Origin of the sequence: Streptomyces sp. NPDC005728 (assembly GCF_040630895.1) — a bacterium.
Taxonomy (GTDB): domain Bacteria; phylum Actinomycetota; class Actinomycetes; order Streptomycetales; family Streptomycetaceae; genus Streptomyces.
Genome location: NZ_JBEXYL010000009.1, coordinates 49,516 through 62,698 on the forward strand (window position 1 = coordinate 49,516; position 13,183 = coordinate 62,698).

The following is a 13,183-nucleotide window of genomic DNA, read 5'->3' on the forward strand; positions in this document are numbered from 1 at the left end:
GTTCGGCCTCTCGCCGGAGCAGGTCGGAAGGGTCAGCGGAGCAGGTAGGGCATGTTGACCGTGACGGCTCCGGTAGGGCAGCGGGCCGCGCACGGGCCGCAGTACCAGCACTCGTCGACGTGCATGTACGCCTTGCCGCTGCTCTCGTCGATGGCGAGGGAGTCCAGCGGGCACATGTCCACGCAGAGCGTGCAGCCGTCGATGCACTTCGACTCGTCGATGGTCACGGGCACGTCGGCCCGCTGGGGCGCCAAAGGCATGGCTGTCTCCAGGAAACGGGTCAGGGGGTCAGTGGCAGGAAAAGAGGCGGCTATACAGCGCGGTGCAGGAGGCCGCTCATGGTGATGCGGTCGCCGCGGAAGCGGATGAATTCCAGGTCGACGGGGCGGCCGTCGGCGAGGTGGGTGAGACGTTCCAGCATCAGCACGGCGGCGCCGCGCGGGGCTTGGAGCACGGCGGCGGAGTGGGCGTCCGCGTTCACCGCCTCCAGGGTGATCTCGGCGTGGCCGAGGCGCTGGTCGGTGATGGCTTCCAGCAAGCGGAAGACATCCGTGTTCTCCAGGTCGGCGCCGAGCAGGGCGGTGCCGATGTCGAGCGGGATGTAGGTGAGGTCGAGGGAGAGGGGAAGGCCGTTCAGGCGGCGCAGACGCTCGATGTAGAGGACGTCGGCGCCGGCCGGGACGCGGAGGCGTTCGGCCACCGGGGCTGGTGCGGGGGCGGGGCCCATCGTGCGGACCTCGTTGGTGACGCGGCCGTGTTCGCGGAGGGTTTCCGCGAGGCCCATCAGGCGGTCGAGTCCGTGCGGGTACTTCTGGGCGACGACGACGGTGCCGACTCCTGGCTGCCGCTCCACCAGGCCCTCCGCGCGGAGCAGGTCCAGGGCTTGGCGGACGGTGTTGCGGGAGGCGCGGTAGTCGGTGGCGAGGGTGGACTCGTGAGGCAGGGTGCCGTCCCCGAAGGCGCCGGTGAGGAGCTGGTGGCGCAGCAGGTCGGCGAGCTGCCGGGCCCGGTCCGCCCGCAGCCGGCGACGCGCACGGTGGGCGGCGACGGTGGTCGCGGCGCCCTGACCGGCGTGGTCGCGGGGGCGGTCGGCAGGTGGCATGGCTGGAACCATACCGACGAGGTAGGGAATGGGGTGTTTCTGGAGTGTTGCGCCAGGTGAGGGGGCGTAGGGCAGGGCTCTGAGCTGGGACTTTGTCAGTGGGTCGGGAAGATCTGCCACTCGGCCGGCTGTTCCGTGTTGACGTTCAGAGGCTCAGAAAAGCGTCGGGAATCGGCCGTCGGTCTTAGGACAAGGCCGTCAGCCCCGGAGCGAACGTGATGAGCAGCGGGAGCAGCGGCACCAGTGCGGCCACCGTCGTCGTCAGTGCCCGATGTCGGCGGAGCAGCCGCGGCGGGGGCTCCAGGAGGCGGTCCACGCGTTCGCCGAGGAGGCGGCGGCTGGAGGCGCAGGACAGGACCCCGCGGTGCTGGTTCAGCTCGATCAGGGCCAGGGCGGTGGTGAGGTGGCCGCAGCGGCGGGAGGCCGTGTCGTCGGCGGCCAGTTCGACCAGTCGGTGCGTCTGGTCGCAGAAGTGGGCGAAGAGCGGGATGCGCGGGAAGCCCGTGGCGAGCGCGGTGGACAGATGGAGCAGCCAGTCGTGGTGGGCGCGGGCGTGGCCGCGCTCGTGAGTGAGGACGGCGTCCAGCTGATGGTCGGTGAGGCGGTGCAGCGCCCCGGTGGTCACGACCAGCTGGGGCGGGTGCCCCGGCATCCACCAGGCGTCCGGGTACTCGTCCTCCAGCACCAGCATCGGCCCGCGCGCCGCCGGCAGCCCCGCGGGCAGGTCGGGCGCGCGTTCGCGCAGGTGCGCCCGGGCATGGCCACGGCGCCGGCGGGCCTCGGCGAGTTCCCTGGCCAGCATCGCCGTCGTCCAGGCCGCCCCGCTGGCCAGCAGCACGGTGAGGGCGGCGGCCCAGACCGGGGCGGTGGAGAGGTCGTACGCGGCGGTGACGGCGGGCGGCGCGGGGGCGAACACGTGGTCGCGGATGGTGTGGAAGACCGCCGCCGCACCCAGGACCAGCGCGGTCAGACAGCACAGCAGGACCGTGGCGACCAGGCACTGCCACACCCACAGGGCGACCACGGGATCCCGCTCGGGCCAGGCGGCCCGGGTCAGCGCGCGGGGCGCCGGTACGGCCGCCGTCAGGGCGACGACGCTCAGCAGGAGCAGGCAGACGGTCATGCCGGGGCCCCGGTTCCTGGTCGGAGAGGTGTGCGGGTGTCGGGTGGTGCGGGTGATGCACTGAGGGCACACCGCATGGTGCGGGTGCGTGTCCCCGTCAGTATGACGGGGACAGGGGGCACGAGTCAGGTGTCCGGCGCCGATCGCGTCAGACCCGGTGGCTCCCTCGATCCACCCTGTCTTTCCGGCTGCCCCCTCGCTTCGTCCCGACTTCTCGGCGCCTCCCCGAGTTCGCGTCTCCTCGCGTCTCCCGGAGTTCGCGCCGCGCGCAACCCCAGTTCGCACCCTGCACTCCCTCCGGCGTCACGCACGCCGGCTCAGCGCTCTCTCCTACTCCCGCAACGCCGCATGCACGTACTCCCGGAACCCCGCCCGTCCACCCCTACCCCCGCAACGCCGCCCGCACCGCCGAGACGACCTCGTCCTCCGTCGCCCCGAGCGTCCGCGCCTGCGCCACGAACACCCTGGCCAGCGCGGCGAGTTCGGCCGGATCGGGGCGGGCGGCCGGTGCCGGCAGCGGGGCCACCCGGGTGCCCGCGCCGCGCCGGGTCCGGATCAGGGACGCAGCCTCCAGCTCGCGGTAGGCGCGGGCCACCGTCCCCGCCGCCAGGCCCAGGTCGGCCGCCAGCTGCCGCACCGTGGGCAGCCGATCGTTCTCCGCCAGGCGGCCGGTGGTGATCAGAGCGGCGAGCTGGGCGCGGATCTGTTCGTACGGCGGGACAGGGCTGGTGGTGTCGACCCGCACGACCCCGCCGCTCACCGGCGGCCACCCGAGCCCGTCCGGCGCGCCCCCGACTGTTGGCCACGCGCACCCGGCTGGCGAGCCCCCCACCGGCCGCCCCCCGCGCCCGGCTGGCGGACCCGCCACCGGCGGCCACCGGAGCCGGGCGTGCGCCGTGCCCACGACGCACGCGGCGAGCACACCGTGACCAGTGTCCAGGGCACCGTCACCAGCGCGACCAAGGCCAGGGGCCACAGGACCGCGTTGGCCACGGTCCCGGCCGTCCCGTCGCAGCTCAGGTTCATCAGCGCGCCGGACGCCGTCGAGGCCGCGCCGAGCAGGGAGGTGGACACCACCAGCCCCCAGGCGGCGACGACGGCGAGGGACCGGTCGCGGCGGGACTGTTCGTCGCCGGGCCGGGTGGCGATACGCCGCAGGGACCAGCCGCAGGCGGCGGTGGCGACGGCGAAGGAGGCCAGCATCGGAAGGCCGTAGTGGACGCCGGGCCAGGGGCCGGCCGACTGGGTCACACCCGCGCACTTCACGGTGAGGGCCCGTCCCGCGTGCCCGAGGTCGTCCGGTGAGGCGATCATGCCCGCCACCACCAGCAGCACCACCAGCGCGCCCGCCAGTGCGACGAGCAGCCAGGTCAAGCGCAATGGAACGTAGGCGCGGACGCGGCGCGGCGCGAGCCCGGCCGTGCGGACGCTGCCCCGCGCGGGTGGGGTCAGCGCGTCGCCCGCCAGGACGCCGGCCACCGCGCACAGCCCGAAGGCCGGGATGGCGTACAGGACTCCGTCGCCGTGGTCGAGCGGCGCCAGCCAGCGTGCGGCGAGCGCCCCGACGAGGAGGCCGGTCCAGCGGGCGTAGCGGTCGACGGGTGCGCGGGACGTCGGAGCGGTCGTTCCAAGGTCGGCATCAGCCATGACAAACCCCCGAGAAAAGCGAACACCTTGTACTCACCGCTTGTATCAAGCGGTGAGTACAAGGTGACGTCACCGGCAGGCTTGTGTCAAATGCTTGCTACAACCGCCTGCTGCAGCTCCCGGGTCACCCCGACACCACACGCCCGCTGACCTCGCCGAGGCCGACCCGGCCCCCGTCCGCCCCCGGCGCCCACGCCGACAGCGTCACGACGTCCCCGTCCTCCAGGAACGCCCGCTTGCCGTCCGGGAGGTCGAGCGCGTCGCGGCCGTTCCAGGTCAGCTCCAGCAGGCAGCCGCGCTGGTTCTCCGCCGGGCCGCTCACCGTGCCCGAGCCGTACAGGTCGCCGGTGCGCAACGAAGCGCCGTTCACCGTCATGTGGGCGAGCTGCTGGGCGGCGGTCCAGTACATGGTGGAGAACGGCGGCTCGGACACCACGTGGCCGTTGACGGCGATGGAGATCCGCAGGTCGTAGCCGCCGGGCTCGATCTCCGGCGCCGCGTCGTCCAGGTAGGGCAGCAGTGGGTGCGTCCGCTCCGGAGGCGCCACGCGCGCGTGCTCCAGCGCCTCCAGCGGGGTGATCCACGCCGACACCGAGGTGGCGAAGGACTTGCCGAGGAACGGGCCGAGCGGGACGTACTCCCAGGCCTGGATGTCCCGCGCCGACCAGTCGTTCAGCAGGCACAGTCCGAACACGTGCTCCCGGAAGTCGCCGAGCGCGACCGGACTGCCCTGCTCGGAGGGCACACCCACCACGAAGCCGACCTCGGCCTCGATGTCCAGCCGGATCGAGGGGCCGAAGACCGGAGCCGGGTCGCCGGGGCCCTTGCGCTGCCCGGACGGCCGTACGACGTCCGTGCCCGACACGATCACGGTGCCGGAGCGGCCGTGGTAACCGATCGGCAGGTGCTTCCAGTTGGGGGTCAGCGAGTCCTCGGCGTCCGGGCGGAAGATCTGGCCGACGTTCCGGGCGTGGTTCTCGGAGGCGTAGAAGTCGACGTAGTCCGCGACCTCGAAGGGCAGGTGCAGGGTCACCGACGGCAGCGGGTGGAACAGCGGTTCGATCGCCGAGCGGTGCGAGGGCACGGTCATCCAGGCCGTCAGTGCGCGCCGCACGTCCGACCAGGCCGTGCGCCCGGCGGCCAGCAGGGGGTTGAGGGTGGGCTGCGCGAGCAGGGAGACGTACGGCGAGCCGAGGGTGGCGGCCGCGGCGCCCGCGTCGAGAACGTGGTCGCCGAGCCGGACGCCGACCCTCCGTTCCGTGCTGCCGGAGGGCGAGAACACGCCATAGGGAAGGTTGTGCGGACCGAAGGGGTCGCCCTCGGGGACGTCGAAGGGGGGCATGGGGTACTGCCTCGCTCTCATCCGGGCCATGCATGGCGGTGCGTTCCATGTGGTCGCGCCACACGTTACGGGTGAGTTGCGCGTCTTGGGCAGTGCCCCTCGGGGCGCCCCGAGGAGTACTCGAAAGGTTGCCCGAGTGATGTATAAAGAGTTCGCAATGTCCTAATAAGCCTTGTGGGAGGCGGCAATTCCGGCTTAGCGTCCTTTGGGGGACACGGACGGGGTGGGTCCGGTCCGTAAGGGGGACACGTGGGGGGACCCGTGGCCGGAAACACCTTTGGTGTGCCTTTCGAGGCGGACCGTGACGTGCCGGGGCTGATCGTCAAGTTCGGCGACTATCCGCTGCACCACGGCGGTGTGGGCGCGATCCGCAGTCTGGGCCGCCTGGGCGTCCCCATGTATGCAATCACCGAGGATCCCTACACACCCGCGGCCTCTTCCCGTTACCTCAAACGGGCGTTCGTCTGGCCGACGACGGGTGCGGAGGAACCGGGCCACCTGGTGGAGGGGCTGCTCCGTATCGGCCGCCGGATCGGCCGTCCGACCGTCCTGATTCCGACGGACGAAGAAGCCGCCGTCCTGATCGCCGAGCACCAGGACGACCTGGCCGGCTCTTTTCTCTTCCCGCGCGTCGATCCCGCGCTGCCGCGCCGGCTGGCCAGCAAGCAGGGCCTGCACGAGCTGTGCGTGGAGCACGGCGTCGCAAGCCCGTCGGCGGCGTTCCCGGACTCGTACGACGAGATCGTCGCCTTCGCGGACGAGGCCCGCTTCCCGGTGGTGGCCAAGAACCGGGAGGCGTTCGTCCGGCGCCGGCGGCCCGCCGTCAACGGCACCACGAGGATCGCTACCCGGGAGGGCCTGCTCACCCTTGCCCGCGACTGGGGCGAGCAACCCGGTGTGATCCTCCAGGAGTACCTGCCGAGGGAGGAGGCCGAGGACTGGATCGTGCACGCCTGTTTCGACGCGGACTCCAGCCCGCTCGCCCTCTTCACCGGCGTCAAGGTCCGCTCCTGGCCGCCGCATGCGGGCATGACGGCGAACGCGTACGTCGTCGACAACCCGGAACTCGCGGACCTCGCTGCGCGTTTCATCAAGCAGATCGGCTTCAGCGGCATCATCGACCTCGACCTGCGCTTCGACCGGCGCGACGGACAGTACAAACTCCTCGACTTCAACCCGCGCATGGGCGCCCAGTTCCGCCTCTTCGAGAACGAGTCGGGCGTGGACGTCGTACGCGCGATGCACCTGAATCTGACCGGCCGCCCCGTTCCGGAGGGGGAACAGCGCGCCGGCCACCGCTACATCGTGGAGAACATCGACCTGCCCGCCCTCCTCGCCTACCGCCGCAGCGGCTATACGACGCCGCACGCGCCGGCGAAGGCGAGCGGGACGGAGCTGGCCTGGCTCGCGGGTGACGACCCGCTGCCGTTCCTCACGATGCTCGCCCGCTTCGTGCGCCCGGGCGCGAAGCACCTCTATCAGCTGTGGCGGACCAACCGCCGCGGCAGCAGCACCACTCCCACCACGAAGTAGGCAAGGCCACGAAGGTGGCGCATCGCGTCCTGGGGAGGGACTTCGTGATTCGACCGGTTGCAGTCATCGGGGCCGGGCCGTTCGGCCTGTCCACCGCCGCCCATCTGCGGGCGCGCGGCATCCCCGTCCGCGTCTTCGGTGACCCCATGGTCAGCTGGCGCGACCACATGCCCGAGGGGATGCTTCTGAAGTCGACCCCTGTCGCCTCCAACCTCGACTGCCCACAGCCCGGCCACACCCTCGCCGACTACTGCGACGCGGCCGGCATCCGCCGGCTGGTGACGGACGAGGACATCATCCCGGCGGATACCTTCATCGCCTACGGCGAGTGGTTCCAGCGCAAGCTGCTGCCGGACCTGGAGCGGGTCAGGGTCGTCGCCGTCGACCGCGACAAGAGCGGCGGGTTCGAACTCAAGCTGGACTCCGGGGAGTTGTTCACGGCCCGCGCGGTCGTGGTCGCCACCGGCCTGTCCGGGCTGGCCCACCTCCCGGCGGAGCTGGCGGCAGCGGCGGCCGACGGACCGGCGCCCACGGGCCCGGTCTCCCACAGCTCCCAGCACCACGACCTCACCCGTTTCGCCGGCAAGGAGCTGATCGTCGTCGGCGCCGGCCAGTCCGCGCTGGAGACGGCGGCCCTCGCGGCCGAGGCCGGCGCCCAGGTGCGCGTGGTCTCGCGCGGCCGCGGCCGGGTCGCCTTCGGCGCCCCGCCCTGGAACCAGCCGAGGCTGCGCCCCGAGTCGCCCTTCGGGCGCGCCTGGTCCCTGTGGGCGCTCAGCTACTACCCCCATCCGTACCGCTTCCTGCCCGCCCGCACCCGCCACTACCTGGTCCGCCGGGTCCTCGGCCCGCTCGGCGCCTGGTGGTTGCGCGACCGCTTCGAGGGCAAGGTCCGGGTCCAGGAGGTCGAGCGGGTGGTGGGCGCCGAGGCACCGGACGGCAGCCCGGTCCTCGTCGTCCACGGCCACGGTGGCCGCACCGAGCGGCTTGCCGCGGACCACGTCATCGCCGCCACCGGCTACCGAGTGAACATCGCGGCCATGGACTTCCTCGGGCACGAGCTGCGCACCCGGCTCGCGGTGAGCCGGGGTGCGCCCCGGCTCGGCGCCGGGTACGTCTCCTCGGTGCCGGGCCTGTACTTCACCGGCCTTCCGGCGGCGTCCTCGTACGGCCCGGTGATGCGCTTCGTCTGCGGTACGGAGTTCGCCTCGCCGCGGCTGGCAGGGCACCTGGCGGCCGCGCACGGGTGAGTGCCGGGCGGGTCTGAGCGACGGGCGGGGCCACACCCCGCCCCACGCTTTCCGTCCCGCTCCGTCGGTGCAGTGAAAGCAACCCGGCGAGCACCGCTGACGCTCATGAGGCGCACCATGCGGGCACGGATGGCAACCCGGCGTAGATCCTTCGCCGACCACTTCGCCGAGAAGCAGCTCTCCGCGCTGACCCTCACGCTCTCCGCCACCGGCATGGTCAACCGCGTCATCCACACCATCGGGGAGTCCACAGGCACCACTTGGGGCTGAGCAGCACACAAGTCCGGGAAGATCAGGGTGAGTCGGCGGTGCGCGCTGTCCGTATTCTCTGATCATGGCCGCACCCCCCGCATATGCACTGATCGCCACCGACCTGGACGGGACGCTGCTGCGTGGCGACGACACCGTCTCCGACCGGTCGCTCGCCGCGCTCGAGCGGGTGGCGCGGGCCGGCGCCCGGCACCTGGTGGTGACGGGCCGGCCGGTCCCCCGGGTGCGGCCCCTCCTGGACGGCCTCGGCTGCACGGGGCTCGCGGTGTGCGGACAGGGCGCACAGGTCTACGACGCCGGCGCCGACCGTCTGCTGTGGTCGGTACGACTGGACCGGGACCTGGCCGAGACGGCGCTCGGCAAGATCGAGGCCGAGGTGGGGCAGGTCTACGCGGCCGTGGACCAGGACGGCGTGGACGGGCTCACGCTGATCGAACCGGGGTATCTGATGCCCCACCCGACCCTGCCCGCCGTACGGGTCGGCCGGCGCGACGACCTGTGGTGCGCGCCCATCAGCAAGGTCCTGCTGCGCCACCACACGCTGTCCGACGACGAGTTGGCGGCGACCGCGCGTTCGGCGGTGGGCTCGCTGGCGACGGTCACGATGTCCGGTCCGGGGACCGTGGAACTCCAGCCGTGCGGCGTCACCAAGGCGACGGGGCTGGCGCTGGCCGCCGAGCGCCTGGGGATCACGGCGGAACGGGCCCTCGCCTTCGGTGACATGCCCAACGACATCCCCATGTTCGACTGGGCCGGACGCGGTGTCGCGATGGCCGACGCCCACGCCGAGCTCAAGGCCGTCGCCGATGAGATCACCCTGTCGAACGAGGACGACGGCATTGCCGTCGTCCTCGAAAGACTGTTCCCGACCGACTGACCGGGATATCAGTAGGGCCTGCCGCCGCTGCCTGTCAGTAGGCGCCGAAGACGTTGTCCATCGACCCGTAGCGCGCGGCCGCGTAGTTGCAGGCGGCCGTGATGTTCGCGACCGGGTCGTAGATGTCGAAGGACGTTCCGGCCACGTGGTACGCGTTGAACGTCGGGTCGATGACCTGGAGCAGGCCCTTGGACGGGATGCCCTTGGCGGCGTTGGAGTCCCAGAGGTTGATGGCCTTCGGGTTGCCCGACGACTCGCGGATGATGTTGCGGTAGATGCCGTTGTACGACCCCGGGATCTTCTTCTCGGCCATGATCGCGAGCGACTCGCGGATCCAGCCGTCGAGGTTGTTCGGGTACCCGGCGAGCGTAGTGGACGGCGTGGTGGCCGTGGGGGTGGCCGCGGAGGCGCTGGTCGCGCCGATGAGAGGAAGGGCGAGCACGGCGGCACCGGTACCGACGACAGTGAGCTTGCGGACGAAGCGGTTGGGGCGGGCACGGCGGGACTGAGCGGCAGCAGACATGGGGAAGTCCTCTCCGTCGCCTGCGAGGTGAGCTGTCGGGTTCGGGCGGGGAGGTGCCCGGCCGTGCCCCTGGGGGAGGAGGCACGACTTCACCCCGAGCCGTTCCGGTGCGGCGAGTGCCGTCCGGTACAGCGGCTTACCTGGGTCCCCCGCTCCTGCCGTACGAATGAGTTCGTCGATGGGTTGAGTCAGGCGCGGCAGGATTCGGCGTTCGCCTGACTGGCCCGGAAGCTATGCGAGAGCACATGTCCGGAACAAGTATCTGATTCACATAAAGAGCCCGTTGACCTTGATCTGCGCCGTATGGGGTACTTGATCCTTTGCTGCTGCCAACACTCAACTGGCCGATACGGCAAGGGAGACCGGTGGTGGCGCGATCAGTTGGGTGCAGGGGCGCGCGTGACCCAACTCACGAAATGACGAAGTGTATCAAATCAGACATGCAGGATTAGAGGGATTTGCTGCGCGTGTCGTAATAAGGAGTACTCCACTCGCCACTCATTTCACGACAAAACGGGCGGATTCCTGGTAAGTCAGTGAAAGTCCACTCTTATCAGATGATCAAAAACATACCGACCCTGATCCGATACCGCCCGGGCTGGACCGGTGGGCGCTATCGGTGATCGAAACAGGACCGGATACGCTGACTTGAGTGGTGGCAACGACCTATCGACAAACCGCGTAATCGCCAGCAGACACCAGCAGACAGGAGACCCCTCGTGACCGTCGTCGGGCCGTTCGGGCTGAGCGTGCGGGACCAGGCTCTGGAAGCCGATGTCCAGGCCGGATTGACGGCTGTCGAGGAAGGCTTGCTCGAAGCCACCAAGAGCGAGGTCCCGTTCATCACGGAGGCCGCGCAGCACCTCGTACGGGCCGGCGGGAAGCGGTTCCGGCCGCTGCTCGTGATGCTCGCGGCGCAGTTCGGCGACCCGTACACGCCGGGGGTCGTGCCGTCGGCCGTCGTCGTGGAGCTGACCCACCTGGCCACGCTGTACCACGACGACGTCATGGACGAGGCGTCCGTGCGGCGCGGTGTGGACAGTGCCAACACCCGCTGGGGCAACTCGGTCGCGGTCCTCACCGGCGACTTCCTCTTCGCCCGCGCCTCCCAGATCCTCGCCGACCTCGGCCCCGAGGCGGTCCGGGTGCAGGCCCTCGCGTTCGAGCGGCTGGTCACCGGGCAGATCCTGGAGACCGCAGGTCCCTCGGACGGCCGCGATCCGGTCGAGCACTACCTGGACGTGCTCAGCGGCAAGACGGGCTCCCTGGTGGCCGTGTCCTGCCGGTTCGGCGCGATGATGTCCGGCGCCGACGAGACGGTCGTCGACGTGCTCACCCAGTACGGCGAGCGGCTCGGGGTCGCCTTCCAGCTCGCGGACGACGTCCTGGACATCGCCTCCGACTCGCACGAGTCCGGCAAGACCCCGGGGACCGACCTGCGTGAGGGCATCCCGACGCTGCCCGTGCTCCGGCTGCGTGAGCGGGCCGCCCGTCTCGGCCTGCCGGAGGACCTCGCGCTGTGCGAGCTGCTGGACTCCGACCTCAGCGACGACGCGCGGCATGCCGAGGCGCTGTCCGCGCTGCGCGCCCACCCCGCGCTGGAGCAGGCCCGCCGGGACACCGTCCGGTACGCGGAGGAGGCGCGGGCCGCGCTGGCCCCGCTGCCGGAGTGCGACGCCAAGGCGTCGCTCCTCGAACTGTGCGACGCGGTGGTGCACCGGGCGGGCTGACCGCCTGCGCCTCCCGGCTTCGTCGGCGCTCCGGACGTTCCCGGCGCGCCGCAAGCCTGGCCGTCGCCGCAGTCGGGGTGGCCGCCGCCGCGGCGATCCCGGCATCCCCGAGCCGGACCTCAAGGCCACCCGACGGGCAAGCACCACGGGCTGCTCGCCGGCACCTCCGGAGATCCTGTGGCTGAACGCCGTCGCCGGAGTCGCCCCGTCCGGCTCCTGCACCCCGGGCAGGCTCGTCGGGGTGCCCTATCGGGCTGATCAGGCGGATCACGCGGATCAGGCGTACTACGTCTTCGTGCAGCGCTGACCCGGGTCGGCGCGGACTGCGGCGGCCTCTCCCCGCCCGACCCCTACGGGTCGGGGGAGGCACCGCCCCGACGTGTCATACCGCAGGCGTACACGGAGTTGGCTCCGTGGTCTGACGCTTCCTCACGGCCGATTTGGTCAGATGGAGAACACGGAAATCACCACTCATCACCGATTCGGGTGAGAATGGCGGCTCAGGTGGACCAGTGTGGGGACAGCCGCCGCCGACGACGGAGGTAAGGCACAGATGGCACCGTACGAATCCGACGACGCGGCGAGCGCCGCTCAGGGCGAGGACCTGCACTCAGGACGACGCAAGGCCGCCCGGTACGTGGTCCCGGTCGCGGTGGTGGGAGTGGCGGCGGCCACGATCGGGCTGGTCCCGGCGCTCGCCGACTCCGGTGACCCCGACCTGCCGAAGATCACCGCACAGCAGCTCATCGAGAAGATCGCCAAGTCGGATGTGCAGCAGCTGTCCGGCACGGTGAAGGTCAGCACCGACCTCGGCCTGCCGGACCTCGGCGGCCTGGAGAGCAGCCTGGCGTCCGGGGCGGCCCAGGGCGGCGGCTCCTCCGCGGACCCGACGTCCAAGCTCACCGAGCTGGTCTCCGGCACGCACACCCTGCGCGTGGCGACCGACGGGCCGGACCGGCAGAAGCTGTCGCTGCTGGAGAGCGGCGCCGAGTACAGCCTCATCCACGACGGCAAGGACATCTGGGGCTACGACAGCAAGAGCAACGAGGTCTACCACGGCACGGCCGCCGACTCCGGCAAGGAGCACCGGGCCGAGCCGCCGGCCACGCCCAAGGACTTCGCCGACGAGGCCCTGAAGTCGGTCGACGACACCACGTCCGTGACCGTCGACGGCACCGCGCAGGTCGCCGGCCGCGACGCCTACAAGCTGCTGATCAAGCCCAAGCAGTCCGGCACCACGGTCGGCGCGATCAGCATCGCCGTGGACGCGAAGACGGGCATGCCCCTCAAGTTCACGCTGACCCCGAGGAGCGGCGGCGCGGCCGTCCTCGACGCGGGCTTCACCCAGGTCTCCTTCGCCAAGCCGGCCGCCTCCACCTTCGACTTCACCCCGCCGAAGGGCGCGAAGGTCACCGAGGAGAAGGAGGGGTCCAAGGCGTCGGAGCACGCCCCGACGTCCGGTCAGGGCTTCGCCGAGGGCCTGGACGGGGCCACCGTGCTCGGCGAGGGCTGGACGTCGATCGCCACCTTCGACACCGGCGCCAAGGGCGGCCTGCCGTCCGGCTCCCAGGACGGCGCCGACGGCGCCTTCGGCGGCTTCCTGGGTTCGCTCGGCGATCAGGTCTCCGGGAAGTTCGGCAAGGGCACGGTCTTCTCCACCCGCCTGGTCAACGCCCTGATCACCGACGACGGCAAGGTGTACGCCGGAGCGGTCACCAAGGACACGCTGGTGAAGGCGGCGAACGAAGGGAAGTAATCCCTTCCGGGGAACGGGGACACGACGAATCGA

At 71.2% G+C, this 13,183-nt stretch carries 13 protein-coding genes and 1 riboswitch; of the genes, 6 read left to right on the forward strand and 7 right to left on the reverse strand.

Translation table 11 applies throughout. From position 1 onward, the window contains the following. Window positions 1-32: 32 nt before the first annotated feature. The 6 genes from ABZ471_RS09180 to fahA all read right to left on the reverse strand — a co-directional run bounded on the left by ABZ471_RS09180 (window position 33) and on the right by fahA (window position 5,214). The gene (locus tag ABZ471_RS09180; RefSeq protein ID WP_030347217.1) at window positions 33-260 is read right to left on the reverse strand and encodes a ferredoxin family protein; all 228 of its coding nucleotides are present in this window, start codon (window positions 258-260) and stop codon (window positions 33-35) included. Window positions 261-310: 50 nt separating this feature from the next. Further along, a complete protein-coding gene (locus ABZ471_RS09185) occupies window positions 311-1,102 on the reverse strand; it encodes a GntR family transcriptional regulator (RefSeq protein WP_359064139.1) in 792 nt (263 codons plus the stop codon). A 184-nt stretch (window positions 1,103-1,286) separates the two neighbouring features. Continuing rightward, window positions 1,287-2,225: a M56 family metallopeptidase gene (locus ABZ471_RS09190; RefSeq protein ID WP_359064141.1), complete on the reverse strand. Its 939-nt coding sequence runs from the start codon at window positions 2,223-2,225 to the stop codon at window positions 1,287-1,289. Between the two features lie 382 nt (window positions 2,226-2,607). Beyond that, window positions 2,608-2,985: a GntR family transcriptional regulator gene (locus ABZ471_RS09195; protein ID WP_359064143.1), complete on the reverse strand. Its 378-nt coding sequence runs from the start codon at window positions 2,983-2,985 to the stop codon at window positions 2,608-2,610. Beyond that, window positions 2,982-3,872, reverse strand: coding sequence for a hypothetical protein (locus ABZ471_RS09200; protein WP_359064146.1), 891 nt, complete (start codon window positions 3,870-3,872; stop codon window positions 2,982-2,984). The genes ABZ471_RS09195 and ABZ471_RS09200 overlap by 4 nt, the downstream gene beginning before the upstream one ends. A gap of 124 nt (window positions 3,873-3,996) precedes the next feature. Then, window positions 3,997-5,214 (reverse strand): fumarylacetoacetase, encoded by a 1,218-nt coding sequence (fahA, locus tag ABZ471_RS09205; protein WP_359064148.1) that lies wholly within the window; start codon window positions 5,212-5,214, stop codon window positions 3,997-3,999. 282 nt (window positions 5,215-5,496) lie between these two features. On the opposite strand from fahA, the gene ABZ471_RS09210 reads away from it, so the two are divergent. From ABZ471_RS09210 to ABZ471_RS09225, 4 genes are all read left to right on the forward strand, one after another. Then, window positions 5,497-6,747, forward strand: a complete 1,251-nt coding sequence (locus tag ABZ471_RS09210; RefSeq protein ID WP_359064150.1) for an ATP-grasp domain-containing protein — start codon at window positions 5,497-5,499, stop codon at window positions 6,745-6,747. 44 nt (window positions 6,748-6,791) lie between these two features. After that, complete coding sequence (locus ABZ471_RS09215) at window positions 6,792-7,994, forward strand: FAD-dependent oxidoreductase (RefSeq protein WP_359064152.1); 1,203 nt, start codon at window positions 6,792-6,794, stop codon at window positions 7,992-7,994. Between the two features lie 129 nt (window positions 7,995-8,123). Beyond that, window positions 8,124-8,264: a hypothetical protein gene (locus ABZ471_RS09220; protein WP_359064154.1), complete on the forward strand. Its 141-nt coding sequence runs from the start codon at window positions 8,124-8,126 to the stop codon at window positions 8,262-8,264. Between the two features lie 64 nt (window positions 8,265-8,328). After that, window positions 8,329-9,141: an HAD family hydrolase gene (locus ABZ471_RS09225; RefSeq protein ID WP_359064156.1), complete on the forward strand. Its 813-nt coding sequence runs from the start codon at window positions 8,329-8,331 to the stop codon at window positions 9,139-9,141. 34 nt (window positions 9,142-9,175) lie between these two features. Here ABZ471_RS09225 and ABZ471_RS09230 read toward each other — a convergent pair whose 3' ends face one another. Further along, window positions 9,176-9,664 carry a transglycosylase SLT domain-containing protein gene (locus ABZ471_RS09230; RefSeq protein ID WP_359064158.1) on the reverse strand — a complete coding sequence of 163 codons (489 nt, stop codon included), beginning with the start codon at window positions 9,662-9,664 and terminating at the stop codon, window positions 9,176-9,178. Window positions 9,665-9,668: 4 nt separating this feature from the next. After that, window positions 9,669-9,884: riboswitch (cyclic di-AMP (ydaO/yuaA leader) on the reverse strand. Between the two features lie 499 nt (window positions 9,885-10,383). Between ABZ471_RS09230 and ABZ471_RS09235 the strand changes: the two genes are divergently transcribed. Then, a complete protein-coding gene (locus tag ABZ471_RS09235; RefSeq protein ID WP_359064160.1) occupies window positions 10,384-11,394 on the forward strand; it encodes a polyprenyl synthetase family protein in 1,011 nt (336 codons plus the stop codon). A 553-nt stretch (window positions 11,395-11,947) separates the two neighbouring features. Further along, complete coding sequence (locus tag ABZ471_RS09240; protein ID WP_359064162.1) at window positions 11,948-13,150, forward strand: DUF2092 domain-containing protein; 1,203 nt, start codon at window positions 11,948-11,950, stop codon at window positions 13,148-13,150. Window positions 13,151-13,183 lie beyond the last annotated feature (33 nt).